Here is a 20789-nt window from a genome sequence, read left to right on the forward strand (position 1 = left end):
GCGGTGACGATGGCTAAGCTGTGGCGCGGAGCGCGCCGCTCCACTGTTGTTGGTGCGGTAGCCATCTCTGCGATCGTTGCGTTGATCGCAACGATCGCCGTTGTGTCGACGGGTTACACAGCACAGCGCGTTGATCTTGCCGACGGTGCTGTGTGGGTTGCCAACAACCAGCAGCAGGCTATTGGCCGCGCAAGTACAGAAGTGCTCGAAATCAACTCGGTGGTGAACGCTCAAAGCGCTGACCTTGAGGTTGTTCAGCACGGGGAGAACGTGCTGCTATTCGATCGCTCTGAGAGCGCGATCGATGTGGTTGATCCCGCGCTTTCAGAGGTAGCCGAGAGTATTGCGCTCCCGCCAAACCAACCCGAGGTCTTCTTCGCAGGGAAAAACGTCGTTGTGCTTGAACATGGCACCGGCGAAGTATGGATCCGCTCTTACGACGACTTCCTCAATTTCGATGCTGAGTCTGTCGCGTCGCTGAGCCTCGGTGCCGACGCGATTGTCAGCGTTGACGAAGTCGGATTGCTTTTCGCTTTCTCCCCGTCGACAAGTCAGCTTTTTCGGGTGAACGCCGCGATCTCCGACACCGCAGAATCGAGCGTTACCCTCGACCTCGACACCACTGCGGAACTCAGCATTACCTCTGTTGCCGGCCAGTGGGCAATTCTCGATGCGGATGCTCAACTGCTCTATATGGACGGCAGGACGGTCGACCTCACTGGCCTTATTGATGGTGGCAATGGCCCGATCCTCCAGCTCCCATCCACCGGGGGAGAGCGAGTGCTCATCGGCTATAGCGATGGGGTTCTTAGCGTTCCGCTCAGTGGGGCCGCCGCCGTTGGCTTGGCAACTGGCCAGTCAGGGTTGGCCTCGGCACCGCTTCGGATTGGTGATTGCGAGTTCGCCGCTTGGACGAGCGGCGAGAACTGGCGACGCTGTCCAACGGATGCCGGTGATGGTGTGATGCTGCAATTGGCCGAGATGCAAGCCAACGCGCAGTTGTCATATTCCGTTAATGGCACGCGCGCGGTTCTCAATGATCGACTCAGCGGACGCACCTGGGCCATTCAGGATGATGGCGAGCTCATCAATAACTGGAACGAACTCATCACGACAGATGAGGAAGAACCTGAAGTTGAACAAAATCTTCTCGATCTCGAACCCGAAGTCGACAAGGTGCAGCAACCACCCGTTGCCGTTGACGACGCGTTCGGGGCTCGCCCCGGTCGCGCAACAGTTCTTCCGGTGCTACTGAATGACTATGACGCAAACGGCGACGTCCTCGTTGTCGAAGAACTGCCGACGATTAGCGCAAGTGTAGGTCGCATCGACCGAATCAATGAACGCCAGCAGATTCAACTTACGCTCGAGCCAAGTGCGAGCGGCCAAGTTAGTTTCAGCTACACCATCAGTGATGGTCGCGGTGGTACAGCGACAGCAACCGTGGTCGTCGACATTCGCCCAGATTCTGAAAACTCGCCGCCGCAGCAGGTGCGGGCGACGAAGTTCACCGTTCAAACCAGCGGACGAATTACCGAACAAGTGCTTGGCGACTGGGTTGATCCCGATGGTGATCCGTTTTATCTGACGAGCGCGGCAGTCGCGGTTCCCGACACTGTGAGCTACAAGCCAGGCGGAGACGTTATTTTCTCTGACTCCGGCGCTGGCGGCGAACTCAAAATCGTCACTCTCGTCGTTTCAGATGGCGACGCCGAAAGCTCGGGTAGCATTTCCGTTTCGGTCAAATCGCCCGGGGAAGTTCCGATCGAAGCCGATCCTTTTGTCGTACTGGCGTATGCGGGCAAAGAAGTCACGGTCTCACCGCTGGCTCATGTTCGCGGTGGCAACGGAAACATCCGCCTCAATAGCGTTCCAGCCAAGACTGGTGCTCAAGTCTTGCCCAGCTACGAGACGGGCACCTTCCGGTTCAAGAGCGATGAGATTCGCAGCCACAATCTTGAGTACGTTGTCACAGACGGAAACCTGACGTTTACGGCAATCGTACGAATCGATGTCGTTGCACCACCAGACGCGAACACGACACCGATTACGGTACCCAAGACGATTTTCGTGCAGACACTGCAGAACGAACGAATCGATGTTGCGGGCACTGACGTTGACCCCGCCGGCGGAGTGCTTCTCGTCACAGAAATCATGAATCTGCCCGCCGGCTCTGGCGTACGCGCCGAAGTCTTGGAACAGCGACTCGTGCGTGTCAGCTTGGAAGCTCCACTCGACGACGGTCCAGTGAGTTTCAATTACCGCATTAGTAACGGCCTTGCGGACGCCATTGGCGTTATTACTGTTGTTGAAATTCCCGCCCCGTCGCGGCTGCAAGCTCCGATCGCGAACGATGATTCCGTTACCGTTCGCGTGGGTCAAGCTGTCGACATTCGGGTACTCCACAACGACGAACACCCTGATGGACTCGAACTGACTCTCGTGCCCAAGCTTGCTCAGGACCTCCCTGAGGATTCCGGGCTCCTGTTCGCCTCCGGCCAAGTTCTTCGCTACCTTGCGCCCGACCGCACCGGAAACTTCACCGCCGCCTATCAAGTCGCTGGTCCCGATGGTCAGTCAGCAACCGCGATTGTGCGCATTGCCGTTCGTGAACTCGACCCGGCAAGCAACAACCCGCCAGTTCCCCCGACGGTTACTGCTCGCGTTCTTGCTGGAGACACCGTGCGAGTGCAAATCCCGTTGACGTCAGCAGACCCCGATGGTGACTCCGTTCAGTTGCTGGGTCAAGCAACCAACCCCAGCAAGGGCGCGGTCATTGAAGTCGATTCGAATACCTTTGTTTACCAAGCCGGAGAGTACTCCGCCGGAACAGACACCTTTAGCTACACGCTCATTGATTCGCTGGGTGCGCGAGCGAACGGCGAAATCAATATCGGTATCAGCCCACGAATCGATGGTGCGCGGAACCCCGTGGCAATCATCGATGAGGTCACTGTCAAGCCGGGTATTACAGTCTCAGTTCAGGTCCTTGCTAACGACTCCGACCCTGATGGTAGTCCGCTGTCTGTCGTGTCTGTCGAACCGAACGATCCTGCAACCGTTGCTGAAATCGACGGTGACGTCGTCAATGTGACTCCGCCAGAAGAACCAGGCGACTACGGAATCATCTATGTCATCGAGAACGAAACGGGCGGTTCGAGCCAGAACTTCATCCGCGTCACAGTCGACCCAGAAGCCAAACCTGCCTACCCGATAGCGACGGATAGTGTTCTCACACTGTCAGACGTGCTCGACCGCAATCGGGTAACGGTCGATGTGCTCGGTGACGTGTTCTTTGCGGATGGTGACCCTCGCACGCTATCGCTGGCAATCTACACAGGCTTCGGCGATGTCGCACGAGTGACCTCTGACAAAAAGATCGAAATTTCTGTTGAGGATGCCGGACAGATCATCCCGTTCCGCGTCACCAACCCGGCAGACCCCGAAGCCTTCAGCTACGCCTTCATCAAAGTGCCCGGGTACAACGACGCCTTGCCCCAGATCGATCGCCGAGCCAAAAAGTTGAGCGTCAATAGTGAGAGCACGCTAGTTATCGATCTCAACGACTACATCATTGCGGTCGGGGAGAAGCCGGTTCGACTCACCGACTCCAGTACGGTCCTGGCGACCCACAGCGATGGCACGAGCCTCGTGCGCGACGAAGACACTCTTGTTTACACGTCGGCAGAAAAGTACTTTGGTCCAGCATCCATTTCGTTTGAGGTCACGGACGGCACGTCAGCGACCGACCCTGAAGGCCGCAAAGCAATCTTGGTGCTGCCGATCGACGTGCTCCCTCGAGACAACCAAGCTCCAGTTTTCGGCGGCGCTGTAATTGATTTTGAACCGGGCCAGGAGAAGGAGATCGATCTCCTCAAGCTGACGAACTACCCCTACCCTGACGACCTGGACGAACTCGCCTACTCCGTGTTGAGCCCACTCCCTGAGGGCTTCACTTATTCGCTTGAGGGCACGACGTTGATTCTTCGTGCGAACAACAGCGCGTTTAAGGGAACTCGGACGTCGATCTCGCTCGGAGTCAAGGACGACCTCTCTGAGGGTAAATCCGGGCGTATCGAGCTCAATGTAGTTCCTTCAACTCGCCCGCTGGCAAGCCCAGCGCCAGACTCTGCAATTGCTCAACGCGGTCAGACCACGGTCGTCGACGTACTAGCCAACGACGCGTCGACCAATCCGTTCCCCGGTGCACCATTGCGGGTTATCGATATTCGCGGGCTCGGTGGCGGAGCGATCCCCGCCGGATTGACGATCGTGCCGAGCAGCGATAAGAGCACGTTGACCGTTACCGTTTCGGCTGACGCAGTGCCCGGCGACGTGAATCTTCAGTATCGGGTTGCTGACGCGACCAACGATGTGTCTCGCTACGTGTGGGGAACAGTGACGGTCTCCGTTCAGGATCGACCTGATCCGGTCTCCAACCTGGGGCCAAGCGGCTTCGGGGACAAGACCATCATGATGCGCTGGAACGCCGGTCCGTCTAACAATTCGGCCATTACGTCGTATCGGGTGACCACGAAAGTCGGCACCGTCGTTGCGAACACGACGGAGTGTGCCGGCACAACGTGTGCAATCGCCACCGCAGGCAACGGCCCGACTAACGCGGTCAAAGTTACGGTGGTCGCTATTAACGCGATCGGAGAATCCGACCCCGTAACGCTTGCAGACGCTGTCTGGTCTGACATCATCCCCGTAGCCCCCACTGCATTGAGTGCAGCCCCTCTTGACCACGGTCTGCGACTGACCTGGAATGCGGTGCCCACACCGAGCGGTGGTTCACCAGTGGACCGTTACCGCGTTGTCGTTGGTGGATTCGAGACCTCGCTCGGGTTGACGCAATGCGACAGCACCACGTGCACCTGGGATACTCCAGCGACGTGGGTACTCGACAACGGTGTCGCCGTTACCTATACAGTCAGCCCGCGGAACGCCGCCTACACGGCGCTATCGGTGTGGAATACCAGCGAGCCGCGCAGCGCAGTACCCGCTGGCCCACCGATCGCACTTGCTGCTCCCGTTGCGAGCGTTGTCAACGACAGCACAGCCAATCTGACGTGGGCGGGAGCATTTAGCGAGAATGGTCGCCCCGTTACCGAGTACACCGCCGCTGCCTATACCGGGACAGCTCCTACCTGTGCTGCTGACGGATCGATCGCTCGCAACGGTGCCAAGCTTTCGGCGGCCGCCAGCGGTACGTCGACAACGTTTACCGGGCTAGCCCCCAATCGCACGTACACAATGCTTGTGTTTGCTTACAACGGGCAAGGCTGCACCGTATCTCCAACAGTGATTGCGCACACCCCTCCCGCTGTCGTGACCGCGCTCAATACGGCAGGACCGGTGGCAAACGGCAACCGATTCGACTTCACCGTCAACGGTGGAATGATGGGCAGCGACGCGCTGACAAGCGACTACACGCTCTACTACCGTCTCAGCGGTGGCAGCGTTCCCGGCACAATTTTTGGACCAGTTGCGCTCGGCTCGTTCCTCACGGCCGACGGTGGTCAACAGTATGGAACCTACGTTTCAGTTGAAGTGCGCGCGTGCCGAAGCTACGGATCGGGCCCGATCTGCCAGCCGACCTGGTCAACACCATTCCCGCTCGGAGTTCCCGTAAACCCCTCAGTGGCAAGCCTCACGTTCACGTCTGACAATGACGTACTTAACCAGAGCGGAACCTTCACGTGGCTCGATTGGCCCACCGGCACCTACGAGGCTGTGCAGTATCGCTGTGGAGGCGCAACGCTTGATGCTTGGCAGACAGCCAACACCAGCACGCCCGGCGGCAGCTGCCACGCGGACGTGGCCCTACTGGCAACCCCAACACTTGTCGTCCGCGTCATCGCCAACGGTGGCCAAACCTACGACAGAACGTATAACGGATTCGATTATGACTAGAGGTGCGGTATGAGCATGACTCCCGATGAAGCTGCATGGTTCGCAGAGAGTTTCAACAGGCTCGTCACGAATGTCGAGCAAATCCTGCTCGGAAAGACGTTTGTGGTGCGCCTCGGATTCACTGCGCTGCTGAGCGAGGGGCACCTGCTGCTTGAGGACTACCCCGGCACAGGAAAGACCTCGTTTGCTCGCGCGATAGCGCAAAGCGTGTCAGGAACCACGAACCGCATCCAGTTCACCCCAGACCTACTGCCGGGTGACATCACCGGAGTCAGTATCTACGATCAGCGGGACAACGAGTTTGAGTTCCACCCCGGACCAATCTTTGCCAATATTGTTCTTGCCGATGAGATCAACCGTGCGAGCCCCAAAACTCAAGCTGCGCTGCTAGAAGTGATGGAAGAAGGGCAAGTAACCGTAGACGGAATTTCACACCCCGTTGGCGCGCCCTTCATGGTGATTGCTACTCAAAACCCCATCGAGCAAGCGGGTACCTACCGTCTACCCGAAGCACAACTGGATCGCTTTCTGATGAAAGCTTCGATCGGCTACCCAGACCGGGCATCCACCCTTCGTATCCTTGATGGTGCCGGCGTGGCCGCGCACTCCGTGACCATTGACCCTGTCGTCAGCGCTGAGCTTGTTGTTGAAATGGCTCAGCTCGCTCGCACTGTTCATGTCGACCCGACAATAAATGACTACGTAAGCCGGCTAGTTGAAGCGACTCGCAGCGCAACTGAAGTTCGACTTGGCGTGAGTGTCCGTGGAGCGCTCGCGCTGATGCGCGCAGCCAAGACCCTGGCGGCCTCCAACGGTCGGCACTATGTCGTTCCCGATGACGTGAAAGCACTTGCCGAGCCCGTACTTGCGCACCGACTGGTGATCGATGCCGAAGCAGAGTTTGAAGGTGTAACCGCCTCGAGTGTTATCGCCCAGATTCTGATTGAGAATCCTCCACCCACTGAACGGCAAGCCGTGTGAGTTCGATTTTCTCGCGCCAGGCTAAAAGAGAGCCCCGTCAACAACCCGCAGCGGAACATCAGGATCCGAGCGGCGAACGAGCGCGCTCTGACGCAGACTTCCCGACTGCAATCCGGGGACTCGACAACGCACGAACTCGAATTGTCGGGTACCGCACGGGGTTTCTCGCTGACCTAATCGTTGCCATCGTGCGTTTCGTTGGCCTCGCGCGCACCATGATCTCTCGCTACGCGGCGAGAGTCACGTCAGTCGTGACTCCGCTCGGCTGGGTGATTCTTGCCCTCATCCCTCTGAGCCTGATCGTTGGTTACTCGATAGCGTGGGTCGAACTCGTTATTGCGGGCTACGCATTCATCGCTGTATCGCTGATGGCGGCCATTTATCTCTTTGGGCGAAGCCAGCTCGCAATCAGCCTTCACGTGGATCGACGGCGTGTGGTTGTCGGGGAGGCTGCAAGCGGCGAGGTTCGCGGGGTCAACGAGAGTAAGCGACGCAGCCTCGGAGTTGTCGCTGAAATTCCGGTCGCTCAGACCTTTGCCGAGGCAGTGCTTCCGAGCATCCGGCCCGGCGGTTCGGCAACGCACGATTTTCCCATCCCTACTCATCGTCGAGGCGTTATATCAGTCGGCCCCGTACGAACAGTGCGCGCTGACCCGATAGGGCTTGTACGCCGCGAGCTCGTGTGGACTGAGTCCGCGGAAGTCTTCGTTCACCCGCGCACCATCAGTATCCCCAGTGTCAGCACTGGTCTGATCCGCGACCTTGAAGGAAACCCCACCAAGGATCTAGCAAATAACGACATTTCTTTTCATGCGCTCCGCGAATACCTTCCGGGTGACGAGCGGCGCAACATCCACTGGAAAACCACTGCGCGAACCGGCCGGTATATGGTTCGTCAGTTTGAGGAGACCCGCCGCAGTCATTTGGTGATCGCGTTAAGCTTGGCGACTGCCGACTTTGCGAGCGAATATGAATTCGAGATGGCGGTGAGCGTTGCCGGATCTCTGGGCGCGCAAGCTATTCGCGATGCCAGAACGGTAACGGTAGTTGCTAGCGCGCAAACACCGCAGTTTGCCAAACGGAAGATTTTCGCCGTACGAGCCCTTTCCACTTTGACCGGGACCCGACTCCTCGACGACCTCACTCGCGTGCAGAATGCAGAAACGGCTCTTCGAATTGTGGATGTCGCACGCGTTACGTCTGAGCAGACGAGCGGTGTTTCGGTCGCGTTTCTTATTTGCGGTTCACCCGTGACCTCGCAGCAACTGCGCGCTGCATCAACAAAATTCGCCGCGAACGTGGAAGTGGTTGCCATTGTGTGTGACCCGGAAACAGTTCCTGGTTTGCGCAGGGTCGCCGGACTGAGCGTTCTCACGATCGGCTACCTCGAGGATCTTAAACGAGCCCTCGCGCGATCGGCGGCAGTATGAGGCGCACACTGTCACGTTCCTTCTTCCTTGTCAGCGGCGGACTGCTCTGGCTGGCAATTGTTCTCGCTGCGGCCGCGCTGTGGCCGATCTACCGCAGCCCCGCCGTGATCATTCTCATCGCCGTGAGTGTGATCGTCGGCTCCATTGTGGCCGTCGTTTCGCTCTGGAGAAAATGGTCATTCGTGACGACAACGCTTGTCACGTTTGTTGCATTTCTGGTGATCGGAGTTCCTATTGCGGTTCCATCCGAGGCGCAATATACAGTGTTGCCGACGCTCGGCGGACTTATCGATCTCGTTCTCGGTGTTGCTCTCGGGTGGAAGCAACTTCTGACAATTTCCCTTCCCGTTGGCAGCTATCAAGCGTTGCTCGTACCAGCCCTCGTGCTTGTCCTCACCGCCACAGTCGCTGCGCTCAGCATCGCCTATCGCACCAGAAGCCCAGAACTTTCAGTAATCCCACCAATCGCGTTGTTCTTGTCGGCAGTGGCGTTTGGCCCCACCTACCCCGATCGACCGGCAACATTGGCAATCGCCCTATTGGTCGTCATTGCGCTCGCGCTGGTGTGGTTTCGCTGGCGACGTCGACGCGACACCGTCAATGCTCTTGAAGCCGCGATGGATACCGCTGGTGTAGCTCGACGCAAGCGAGAGTTTGGCTTTGCTGGTGCGCGAACAGTAATCAGTGCGGTCATGATTTTGGCGATCGCGACAAGTGCCGCAGTCGCTTTTGCCAACGCTGTGCCTCCCGTGAACGATCGCTCCGTGCTTCGCACGGCGATAGTTGAGCCTTTTGATCCGCGAGATTACGTGAGCCCGCTTTCTGGTTTTCGGCGCTATTGGCAGCCAACAACAGCCAACTCTGTGCTTTTCGAAGTGTCGGGTGTCCCATTGGGAACTCGAGTCAGGCTTGCCACACTTGATAGCTACGATGGGGTTGTTTACGCGGTAGGTAGCGGTCGCGTCACGAGCGCTTCCGGATCATTTGCTCGTGTGCCTTCTCGCTTTGACCAGTCTGAAGTCGAAGGAAGTCCGGCCCAGATGGCAATCACTATTGCCGCATATTCAGGAGTTTGGGTGCCGACCGTTGGCCTGTTTGAAGAGGTTGACTTCGGTGGAGATCGAGCCGCGGATTTGCGCGACTCGTTCTACTACAACAAAGTTTCCGGCACTGCAGCGGTGACCGAGCGACTCGAGCGTGGCGATAGCTACACCCTTGAAGGCGTTGTCCCCGTCCAACCCACGGATGACGAAATTTCGACACTTACGCCTGGTGCAGCTGAAGTTCCTCCCATCGGAGTCTCGCCAGACGAACTCACGGAAAAACTCGACCAGTACGTGCGTGGGATCACCGTGCCAGGCGAGCGTCTCGCCGCCATGCTTGCCGGCCTGGCAGCTGACGGCTACATCAGTCACGGTGTCGGTGTAGACGAACCGGCTAGCAGATCTGGTCACTCAGCAGATCGAATTGCTGAGCTGTTTACTGAGCAGCGAATGATCGGTGATGGAGAGCAGTATGCGGTTGCGGCATCCATCATGGCAAACGAGTTGGGGTTCCCCGCCCGAATAGTGCTCGGGTTCGTCACTTCAGACCAGCAGATTCGCGGCAATGACGTGAGCGCCTGGATCGAAGTCAATACCGAAGAATATGGCTGGGTCACGCTTGACCCCAATCCACCATTGCGTGAGATTCCGGACGAAGATCCGGATGACACTGCGCAGGTTGCTCGCCCCCAAACAGTCGTGCAACCTCCGGAAATCGAATCGGACACGCTCAACCGCCAGTCAAACCCGGATAGTGAGCAGGCGCTGCAACCTGACCTTGATCCTGTGCTGCAGGCGATCCTCGCGGTTCTCCGCGCTGTCGGTTGGACGTTGCTCGTGCTCCTCGTGATCGCTGCCCCATTCTTGCTTATTGTCGCCGCGAAACTGCGTCGACGGATATTGCGCCGACGCGCAGATTCCGCCCTCGACCAGATCAGCGGTGGTTGGCAAGAGTTTGAAGACTCCCTCCTTGACCACGGCTACACGCCACCACCGTCAGGAACCCGAACGGAGGTCGCTGCGATAGTGCAAGTACCAGCCGCGTATGACCTTGCGGTGCATGCCGACCGCGTAATTTTCTCCGGAGCTGATCCGAAGTCAGACGAGGTCGATGCGTTCTGGACGAACGTCACCGATCTCGAAAATCAGCTTCACACTGGACTGTCGCGTTGGGCGCGGTTCACGACCAAAATATCACTGCGATCGCTCGGTGGTTATAGTGTCACAAGTCTGTTTAAGCGATAGAGGACTACCCGATGATCTGTTCTTTCTGCGCGACGCAACTGCCCGCCGATGCTGTTTACTGTGCCGAGTGCGGGCGGCCCGCGATGTCGCGGCGCGCCCGCCGCAGCGCTGATGCTGCTCCCAAACGCTCACAATCCGCACGAGTGAAGCGCGCGGAAAAGAAGGCAAAGGCAGCGGCTTTGCTGAGCGCACGTCGCCGTCACTCGGTCGAAAGCGGCGAGAGCGCTGAGGTCGCACCGGCAGCCGCGTCTCGTGCGGTTTCACGCCCCACGATTCCGACATCGACTGCCGCCACCGCTGACATTCACGAGGTCAACACCGAAACTTCTCCGTTGGCCGACGAAACTCATCAGTTCGATGAGACCGCGCCCACAGCATCCGACACCATTGTTTTGCAGCTTGGCGAGCCACTGGTGCTCCCCAGCGCTGATGAACTCTCGGCCCACGATGTTGGCGACTTTCCCAACACTCCGACTGACGACAGCGAATTAGTTCAGCACGACGGCGCTCCCGAGGACGAGCCAGAAGACGGCCCAGAGCACGAGGTTTTGCCGTTCGACGAAGATGGTCCCTACGACGAAGTCGTTGACCCCTCAGTTCTCACTTTCGCCGCCACCATTTCCCCATCACCTGTGGTGAGCGATGTCCCGCCCGCAGCCGACGAGGGTTGGCGTGACCTTCCGGCGCCAAACCCCCAAGAAGTGGCCTGGCCGCAGTCACCCGACGCCACGGCGGACGAGGCAGCGGTGGACGCAGCAGCCGCGGACGAGGCAGTGGTGGTCAACGACGCAGCGACTGAGAATTCGCTGCAGTCCGAAACTGAGGGCGATTCTGACCACGCGCCGAAATCTGATGACGAGATCCCGATAGCTGAGATCGGCGACGCTGACGCTGCTGTAGTTAATGATGCGGGTGTTGATGCGGGTGCCGCTAAGGCTGGCGAGGCCGCTGACGGCGGCGATGTTGCTGACGATGACGGTGCGCTTGTCGATGACGATGCGCGTGGCGGAGACGATCCAACTCGTGACGTCAATGGATCGCTCGAAGAGGATCACTCTGGCGTCCGTGACAGCGATCGCGACGGGGTAGTGCTGCTTGCGGGCGACGCACCGGTGCCCGCGCCTCAATCAGAGTCTCAGCCCGAAACCGAAACCGAATCCGACGCTAAATCCGAGCCTGAGCCAGCGCAAGAGCCAGCGCCAGAGCCGCAGCCGCAGACAGGGCACGAAGAGCAAGCTGAGCCTGAGCTTCCGGCCGAGCCTGAAGCACTCGTTGAGCCAGAGCCCTTGGTCGAGCCGTCGCCCCTGCCGCGATCGGCGTTTGAACCAGATCTCAAGAATGTGGGTCGGCCTGAGGTGGCCGTTCCTGCCGCCGAGCGTTCCCCTGCAAAGCAGGTGCGCCCCCTCGGTGAAGAAACGCTCTTTACGACAGCAGATCGATTGAGGGCGTCCGCTTTTGCGCCTGTAGCATCGGAGCGCGTAGCCGATCAGCCAGCTCCCTCAACGACAGCGGTCGAGCCAGAGGCTGAGGTGACTTCGTTCAGCGCAACTGCTCCCCGGGCATCCGACAGTGTCAATGGTCCGCAGAACGAGTCAGTCGCTTCTGTCGATTCCGAAAAAGCACCGACGGCGCCACTGGCCGTGGCGGCATCGAGCGATGCAGTCTGCGCTCAATGTGGTGAAGCTCTTTCGGAATCCGATATCTTCTGCGGCTCCTGTGGTTTCGTCAAACACGGAATCGGGCCAACAGCTCGCACCGCGGTCGCACCACCACTAGACCCCTTCCCCTGGGGAAAACCAACCGCCCGCACCGGGGCAGTCGCTTCAGCGCGCAACACACTCGCTGCTAGTCACATCGACGAGGTAGCGGCACAAGACGAGACTGAACAGAATCAGAACGTTGAGCAGGCTGAACTAGCTGAGCAGGCTCAACAATCCGGGCACGCTGAGGTCGCCGAGCAGGCCGAGATCGCCGACCAAGTCATGAACGCGGGGAATCCCGAATCGGGAGACGCCCCAGAACTGCCCACAATTTCCCAGAGCGATGATGACAACGCAGACTCGCAAAACGACCACTCTGCTTCGAGCGACGAGGCACGCGACGATTCAGGCGACCCACAATTTTCGGATGCGGATTCGAGTTCCCGTGCAGCGGAAATCGGACAGTTGAATTCTGAGGCAGCGTCGGCATCCGCGCCACGTGAATCAATCGACTCCTTGGATGAGGCAGCTTCGGTTGGTGCCGTTGACGGAAGCCATAACGACTCAGCTGCCGAATTCGAGCGACTCAGCGCAGTGCCAGATTTTGCATCAAGCGATGATCAGCGCGTTGCCGAGGAGGTAAGCGCAAGCACGGATGGTAGCGGCGCATCTGAGACGGCTGGGCTCTCAGTTCTTGCACCGCCGCCGATGTCTCATCACCGAGTGGAGCTTCCCATCGCTCCGCCAACCCCGATTGCATCGCTTGCTTCCGACGACGAAGACATCGAAGACACTCGGATCGTCGAGAGAAGTCTTTCTGGCACACGTTTTGTGCTTCAGTTCAGCACGGGCGACAGCGTGATTGTGACGGGAACCGGTCTGGTTGGTCGCAATCCGATTGCAGAGCCATCAGAGAAGTTCGACATTCTTGTGCCGATTACCGACCCCAGTAAGTCCGTGTCCAAAACGCATCTTGAGTTCGGTCAAATCACTGGTGCCTTCTGGATTAGCGACCGTTACTCCGGCAACGGAACGGTCGTGCGAGAACCCGGGGGAGAACCCAAGCGGTGTGAACCCGGCAAGCGTTACCGAGTCATGCGCGGCACACGAGTTGAGATCGGCGAACAGTTCTTCATCGTTAGTTAGCGACAGAACTCACCGGCGTTCGCTTTACTCACCGTCGGTGCGGTCGAACTGGGGAGAAGCGTCCCTCACAAATCCCACAGGATGCACTCTTTCCACTACTTGGGGTGAGCGATATGAGCGGATGCTGAAGGCTGATGAACTCAGTGAGTGACCGATTCTCGCGCTACTGGCCCCCGTATTACCTTGCCTACCGCTCCACAGCCCGCAGCACCCTTTAGATTCCCGATCGTCGCTGCAACAGTTCCGATCGTGGCTTCATTGGCGATTTGGCTCATAACAGGATCCACCTTCGCATTGGTCTTCGCTGCGCTTGGCCCACTAGCGGCGACGGGAAGCTTCATTGATTCGCGGGTTTCCGCACGCAAAAAGCTGCGCGCCGAAACCGCACGATTTTCCCGGGAAGTAGCGGCGACCCAACTGTCCATTGAGGCTTACCATCGGCAGGAGCGAGGCGATCTTGTTGAGCGCACGCCACCGGCGATCGTCATGGTGAACGACGTGCAGATAGATTCCTTGCGCTGGGCGCGAGAGCCTCGCGACGTTCTGCCGGTGCACCTCGGCTACGGCACAGTTCGCAGCGACCTCGTCATTGATCGTTCCGGGTCGCACGATGCGGTGGATCCGCTTACGGACGAGCACTACCAGCACCTAGTCGATCAGGCCGCGAGTGTGCACGGTGCTCCCATCGCTGTGAATGCTCGGCTCGGCATTGCGATCTTCGGTACCGAGCCAATTGCACTATCCCTAGCCAGGGGGCTGGCCATTCAGTTAGCGCGCACGCTTTCGCCAACGACAAGCTGGGTGAGGTTGCGCGGCGTCTTTAGTTCAGAGCAATGGAGTGCACATCTTCCGCACCGAGTCTTGCGTTCAGAGAGCGGTGTCGATGATGCTGACCACGCGCACACCCGGGCAAGTGTTCACTGGGGAGTACTCGGAGATGGTGTACCCAGCGTCTCGATCAGCGTTGTCGAGAATGAGGAGCACGCACCGAGCGGGCATCGAATTATTATTCGCGCCGACGGGAGCTCGGTTGCTGTTGTCCGCCATCCGGACAAACATCAGCGGCGAAACTTTGCACCATCGTTTCTCGGTCGGGAGCAAGCATTGGCGTGGGCGCTCGCGGCACACGACATTGCCTCCCGCGACGGGTTAGCAAGCAGCGATGGTGCAGTGCCTGATTCGGTCGAGCTGAGAGGACTGTTGGGCCAGCTGGATCCTGGCTGCGAGCTGCGACCGCGTCGTACCAAGTCGCTAGCGAGTCGGCCGGCGGTGGGGGCGAACGGTCGCATCGTTGTCGATCTTGTTGCTCACGGGCCGCACGCAATTGTTGGGGGGACCACGGGAAGCGGCAAGAGCGAACTGCTCATCTCTTGGGTTCTCGCAATGGCTGCAGAATCCTCGCCGGACGATGTCACTTTCCTGCTCGTCGATTTCAAAGGTGGTTCAGCATTCGCTCACCTTTCAGAGCTTCCTCACACGGTGGGAATCATTACTGACCTCGACGCCGCCGAGGCCAGTCGAGCGTTTGTCAGCCTTCGAGCAGAATTGCAGTACCGAGAGCGTGCACTCGCCATCGCCGGGGTGAGAGATGTCGCTGAACTGGACACGCTTCCGCGCCTAGTGATTGTCGTTGATGAGTTTGCGGCGATGATGGCCGACTATCCTCAACTGCACGCCCTGTTTAGCGACATTGCTGCCCGTGGCCGGTCTCTCGGGGTGCACCTGATTTTGTGCACACAGCGCCCGTCAGGAGTGGTGCGAGATTCGCTCCTAGCTAATGCCGATCTTCGGATCTCGCTGCGGGTGAACAACGGAGCAGATAGCTCCGCCGTGATCGGTAGCGATCGCGCGGCCGAGCTGCCAACGGGAGCGAAGGGTCGCGCGTGGCTTGCTCACGGGTCCTCATCCGCCGAGCTAGCGCAGTTCGCGCTCGCGACGCCAGACGACATTCAGACAGTTGCCAAACGATGGCCAGCCACCGTAACCCCGAGACGACCATGGTGCGAGCCCCTTCCCGGCGATGTTTCGCTCGCTCGTGTTGCTGAGCGCAGTAGCTCCGCTGCGGGGAGGGCTTGGCGACAGGGGAGAGAAGAGGCCACCATCTGCTTTGGGCTCAGCGATATCCCCGAGGAGCAGCGCCAGGGCATTGCGGAATGGTCGCCGATGGCAGACGGGAATGTTCTCATTCTCGGTGGCCCAGGCAGCGGCAAGAGTGTCGCGATCGCCACAGTCGCCGCTGCGGCCGCTTCTCGCGGTGTTGCTCGCCCTGTGACGGCAGACTCTGCAGAAGCGGTCACAGGCCCACACATGGGCGAAGAGCCTTGCTTCCGCATTGAAGCCGGAGGGCTCGACGCTGCAGGATTCTGGGACACGCTTGCCGAAATTCATGCGCTACTCGATAATTCGACATCGCGCGAGCAGTCCGCGGGGGGAACGATCGTGCTCATTGATGATCTAGACGCGATAGTTTCACGGTTCGACGACGACCACCGAGCCGCAATTCTCGAGAGACTTATTCGCCTCCTCCGCGAGGGACCCGCTCACAAAATTTGGGTGGTCGCGAGCGCTCAACGTGTCACCGCAGCGCTGCAGGCCATCGCCCAACTCATGCCAAACATCCTGAGGCTCCGCTTCAGCAGTCGGCAGGAATTCGTACTTTCCGGCGGCGCCTCAGACGATTTTAACCCGGCACTACCTCCCGGAGGTGGTTTATGGAAAGACATGCGAGTGCACATCGCCAGAAGCGAAGATGTGCCACCTGTGCCGCGAGCGGCAGCCGTCAGAACCCTCAATCGTCATGAGCACCTCGCTGTCGCCAGCAGCCGTCCCACAGCAACCAGAGCAGCACTCGCCGCAGCAGGATGGCAAACGCGCGTACTCGAAGGAGCGCCTGGTTCCGAACGCGAATTGTTCATCCCCAACGGGAACGACCCCGTTGCCATTATCGGATCAATCGATGAATGGCAGTCGCGCTGGGGCGCGCTAACGCTCCTCAGAGCGCACGCCACAATCCTGCTCGATGGCTGCAACCTCAGCGACTACCGCACGCTCGCGCGCACTCGGGAACTGCCACCCCCTCTTGCTCCCGGCTCGGGCCACTACTGGAACGTCACCGAAGCTGGAGCAGAGAGAGTGCGACTGCCAAGAACTACCACGGTGTAATCTCGCGACGAGAAGTGGTGAGGACGTGATCTTCAGCGGTACCCGAATTGGGCACAATAATGGCGCGAATCTGAGCACAAAACATGGAATTATTGCCACGCGCCCATAAAGCCCCTCCTAACTGGGGCTACAACTACGCAAACTGCGCTCACTACCATCGGGGTAATTGGTGTGGCGAAGGAGAAAACGTGACGAGACCACTTCCGCAGGATCCAGCGATCCAACAGCTGATGCTGCAGGCGAAGCAATCTCAACTCAGCCGCAGGCGGCTATTGCAGGGAGCAGGGCTTGGCGCATCCGCGTTAGCTCTTGCCGCATGCGCCGCGCCAGACGGCTCGAGTGCTATTGATATTTCAGAGAGTGATAGCTCTCTCGTGTGGGCAAGCTGGCCCTCATACATTGATGAAGACCTCAGCGGACACTCCGCGACCCTCAAAGAATTCAAGAATCAGACCGGTGTCAGTGTTGAATACCGTTCTGTTGTCAAAGACAACGTTGGCTTCTACTTGACGATGAAAGACCAACTCGCGTTGGGAAAGCCAACAGGGGCTGACGTAATCGTTGTCAGCGACTGGATGGCTGCTCGACTGATCAGGTTCGGCTACGCACAGAAGATTGATTCGGCGAACATCCCCAACAAGGCGAACCTCAACAAGAAGCTTGCTCATCCCGACTTCGATCCCGACCGTGACTACTCACTGCCGTGGCAAAGCGGATTCATCGGCATTGCCTGGAACACCGAGGAATATCCCAAGGGCCTAGTTTCGGTTGAGCAACTGTGGGCAGATGAACTCAAAGGAAAAGTCGTTGTTCTCGCAGAAATGCGCCACACGATGGGGATGCTCTTGCTCGCCCAAGGTGTCGATATCTCGAAAGATATCTGGGGAATCGACGAATTCAAGAAGGCGAGTGATGTTCTCGAAAAGCACCTCGCGTCCAAACACATTCTTGGGGTCATGGGCAGTGACTACATCGACAAATTTAAGTCAGGCGAAGCAGTAGCCGGATTTGCTCGTGCCGGCGATATCGCTGTGCTCAATGCCCAAGCTGGGTACGAAAAGTACAAGTTCTTGCTTCCAGGATCGCGGGGCACGTTCTTCACGGACTCGCTCGTTATTCCTGCGGGTGCTCAGCACAAAGCCAACGTTGAAAAGCTGATGGACTTTTACTACGATCCCGCAAACGCGACCAAGGTCGTGCAGTGGATCAAGTGTGTGAGCCCTGTTGACGGCACCCTTGAGTACGCAATCGAGAACTACCCGGAGTTGGCCACAAACCAGTTCACGTTCCCCAACGCCACTGCAATGTCGCGCGCCAGTTCTTTCCGCACGCTCAGTACCACCGATGACCAAGCGTTCAATGCCGAGTTCCGTCGCATCACCGGTAAGGGCTGACCTGCCGTCATCCTCGCACCATCATTAGCACGTAGTTCTTACGTGAGCTGAAAACGCAGTTCACCGACGGGCACGCCTCGACCCAGTACTTTTTCGGTAGTCGAGGCGAGAACCGCAGCGGCAGCATCCGCGTCGATGGCACCAACTTCAGCGAGCAAGGACAAACCGACAGGGAGCAGCGGCCGAATAGACCCGTCAAGGATTTTCAGCGTGACGGTGGTGCCATCGGGCGCCGCCGCGATAAGAACACCCTCGGCGCCGCGCTTGGCAATAATGCCGAGGGTGTCCATCGCTTCGGCAACCTGCGGCATGTCTAGCCCCCAGGCGTTGGCCCGAATCGCGCTGACGAGGGCGTGAGCGTGGGGATCGTTCTCCGCGGTTGCCGTGGTCACGCGTTGGATTGCCCGTGCCAAGGAAACAAGACTCATCGCGAAGACGGGGGCGCCGCAACCGTCGGTACCCTCATGTGCCAACTCAGCTTCAGTGAACTCGACTATCGTTTCGCGGATTCGAGATTGCAGCGGATGATCGTGCTCAAGGTAGCTCTCAAGTGGCCAACCGTTGACGACACAGGCCGCAAGAAAGCTCGCGTGCTTTCCTGAACAATTCATGGCCAGCCGACTAGGAGCATCCGTTGCGCGTCGAGCAGCCGAGTCTGCTGGCCAGTCGGGCGGGCAACGCAAATCATCATCGCTGAGGCCGTAGGCGGCCAGGGTCGAGGCGACAACGTCTTGGTGGCGTTGGCTACCGATGTGACTTGCGCTGGCCAACACGAGTTGTTCGTCGCTGAGTGTGACTCCTGAGCGCAGGACAGTGATCGCTTGCATCGGTTTCAGAGTCGAGCGCGGATAGATGAGTGCTTCGGGGTTGCCGAGACGACGCAATTCGCTACCGTCAGGGGCGAGCACTACTGCCGCTCCGAGATGGCGAGATTCGATCATCCCCGACCGCTCGAGCACAGCAAGCTGCACGGTGTCTTCGACGGTGAGGGCGTTGGCTTGGCCTGAGGTAGCTTCATTCACCATCCCACGCTAGCCGTTTCGAAGCACTTCAAGCACTTCGCCGTGAGGTCTGAGCGAGATACGGTGGAGTCGCGCGTGGTGGTGGGACTTCGTACTGCGATCATGGGCTTTGGGCTAGATGCTGGCGAAGGAGTTTCTGATGAATATCGATCACAACTTTGAAGTGCGACTCGAATGGTCGGGCAATCTTGGTGAGGGAACGCGCGAATATCGTGGGTACTCTCGCCATAACGAAGTCACTGCCGTTGGCAAGCACAGCATCGAGGGCTCGAGCGCTCGTGTTTTTCACGGTGATGCCACACGGTGGAACCCGGAGGAGTTGCTCATTGCCGCGCTCAGCCAGTGCCACATGCTCAGCTATCTGCACGTAGCGGTCAGCCGCGGCATCGTTGTCACCGCCTACCACGACGAAGTTTCGGGCACGATGAAGCAGACGGACAACGGAGGCGGGCATTTCACCTCGGTGACGCTTCGGCCGGTGGTGACGATCTCTGCCGGAAGCGTTGAGGATGCGATGGATGCGCACACCGAAGCCAGTCAGAAGTGTTTCATCGCGTCATCCGTCAACTTCCCTGTGCTTCACCAGCCGCGGATCATCGTCGGGGATGAGAAAGCGGTCTGAGCCAACATCGCTTGGCGATCGTGCACTGGGCGGCGATTCCACACGCTACGCACAGCAATAGTGCGCGAGGATTGGTTCTTCTTGTTGTTGCTGTGAAAGGTTCCTGTGCGTAAAGCGATTCCGTTCTTCCTGACCCTCGGTGTTGTGGCCTCGCTTGCCGCATGCGCCCCCGGCGACTCGACAACGGCTGAACAATCAGGTGATTGCTCGCCCACAGCATCGGGATCTGCTTCGGAAGCCGTCAATACCGCTGGCGACTTCGGCGCGAAGCCAGAAGTCACAATTGACTTCCCCACAGACGTTTCTGAAACTCAGCGCACCGTTGCTATCGCCGGAGACGGTGACGAGGTTGCTGTTGAGGGCGCAACCGCTAACGTTCAGTTCTCTCTGTACAGCGGTGCTACTGGTGAAGAGCTGTCGTCGACGACTTATGACGAAGCCGGTCTCGCTCCATTCCCGGTTGATGCCGAGCAGTTCCTCGTCGGTATCGTCAAGACCATTCAGTGCTCTACCGCCGGTTCGCGCGTCGTGGGTGTAATTCCTCCTGACGAGTCATTTGCCGACGACGCCGCTCGCGAGCAGCTTGGTGTTGGCGCCGACGACGACATTGTCTTTGTGGTCGACATCGTTTCCGTTGACGCTCCAGCGCCGGCAGCTCTTCCCCGAGCTGATGGCGAAGATCAGCCCGCTGAGGATGGCTTCCCTACCGTTGAGCTCGACGACGATGGTCGCCCGACCATCACGATTCCTTCGACTGATCCTCCCACTGAGCTCGCCGTGGCCGTGCTTAAGCAAGGTGACGGCGACACTGTTGGCGAAAATTCCGATGTCACCGTTCACTACGTAGGAATGAACTGGACAACTGGCGAAATCTTTGATGAAAGTTGGGCGCGCGGCACCCCATCGACTTTCAATACCGGACAGGTTGTTCCCGGTTTCAAAGCTGCTCTTGAGGGACAAAAAGTCGGATCTCAGATCATCGCAGTCCTCCCGCCAAGCGAAGGCTACGGCGAAGCTGGCAACGAAGGCGCTGCGATCAGTGGAACTGACACCATCGTGTTCGTTGTCGATATTCTCGGCATTGGCTAGCATCCGCTCGTCAGTTTCGTCTGGCTCGCTAAGGTAGCG

At 58.7% G+C, this 20789-nt stretch carries 10 protein-coding genes; 9 read left to right on the forward strand and 1 reads right to left on the reverse strand.

Annotation, left to right across the window (positions count from 1 at the left end):
• Nucleotides 1-9: 9 nt before the first annotated feature.
• From ACOH1Z_RS12750 to ACOH1Z_RS12780, 7 genes are all read left to right on the forward strand, one after another.
• Nucleotides 10-5916, forward strand: coding sequence for an Ig-like domain-containing protein (locus ACOH1Z_RS12750; RefSeq protein ID WP_449648873.1), 5907 nt, complete (start codon nucleotides 10-12; stop codon nucleotides 5914-5916).
• A 9-nt stretch (nucleotides 5917-5925) separates the two neighbouring features.
• Entirely contained in the window at nucleotides 5926-6897 is a 972-nt protein-coding gene (locus ACOH1Z_RS12755) for an AAA family ATPase (protein ID WP_449648874.1), read from the forward strand.
• A complete protein-coding gene (locus tag ACOH1Z_RS12760) occupies nucleotides 6894-8327 on the forward strand; it encodes a DUF58 domain-containing protein (RefSeq protein ID WP_449648875.1) in 1434 nt (477 codons plus the stop codon). Before ACOH1Z_RS12755 ends, ACOH1Z_RS12760 begins: the two co-directional genes overlap by 4 nt.
• Nucleotides 8324-10615 (forward strand): transglutaminase TgpA family protein, encoded by a 2292-nt coding sequence (locus ACOH1Z_RS12765; protein ID WP_449648876.1) that lies wholly within the window; start codon nucleotides 8324-8326, stop codon nucleotides 10613-10615. The genes ACOH1Z_RS12760 and ACOH1Z_RS12765 overlap by 4 nt, the downstream gene beginning before the upstream one ends.
• Before the next feature lie 143 nt (nucleotides 10616-10758).
• The gene (locus tag ACOH1Z_RS12770; RefSeq protein ID WP_449648877.1) at nucleotides 10759-13461 is read left to right on the forward strand and encodes an FHA domain-containing protein; all 2703 of its coding nucleotides are present in this window, start codon (nucleotides 10759-10761) and stop codon (nucleotides 13459-13461) included.
• Nucleotides 13462-13608: 147 nt separating this feature from the next.
• Complete coding sequence (locus tag ACOH1Z_RS12775; protein WP_449648878.1) at nucleotides 13609-16623, forward strand: FtsK/SpoIIIE domain-containing protein; 3015 nt, start codon at nucleotides 13609-13611, stop codon at nucleotides 16621-16623.
• Nucleotides 16624-16811: 188 nt separating this feature from the next.
• A complete protein-coding gene (locus ACOH1Z_RS12780) occupies nucleotides 16812-18017 on the forward strand; it encodes an ABC transporter substrate-binding protein (RefSeq protein WP_449648879.1) in 1206 nt (401 codons plus the stop codon).
• A gap of 38 nt (nucleotides 18018-18055) precedes the next feature.
• Here ACOH1Z_RS12780 and ACOH1Z_RS12785 read toward each other — a convergent pair whose 3' ends face one another.
• Nucleotides 18056-19042 carry an asparaginase gene (locus tag ACOH1Z_RS12785; protein WP_449648880.1) on the reverse strand — a complete coding sequence of 329 codons (987 nt, stop codon included), beginning with the start codon at nucleotides 19040-19042 and terminating at the stop codon, nucleotides 18056-18058.
• 136 nt (nucleotides 19043-19178) lie between these two features.
• On the opposite strand from ACOH1Z_RS12785, the gene ACOH1Z_RS12790 reads away from it, so the two are divergent.
• Nucleotides 19179-19661 (forward strand): OsmC family protein, encoded by a 483-nt coding sequence (locus ACOH1Z_RS12790; protein WP_449648881.1) that lies wholly within the window; start codon nucleotides 19179-19181, stop codon nucleotides 19659-19661.
• Between the two features lie 105 nt (nucleotides 19662-19766).
• On the forward strand, nucleotides 19767-20750 hold the full coding sequence (locus tag ACOH1Z_RS12795; RefSeq protein WP_449648882.1) for an FKBP-type peptidyl-prolyl cis-trans isomerase: 984 nt from the start codon (nucleotides 19767-19769) through the stop codon (nucleotides 20748-20750).
• Nucleotides 20751-20789: the final 39 nt, after the last annotated feature.

The sequence above is a fragment of the Rhodoglobus sp. genome, from assembly GCF_053580035.1.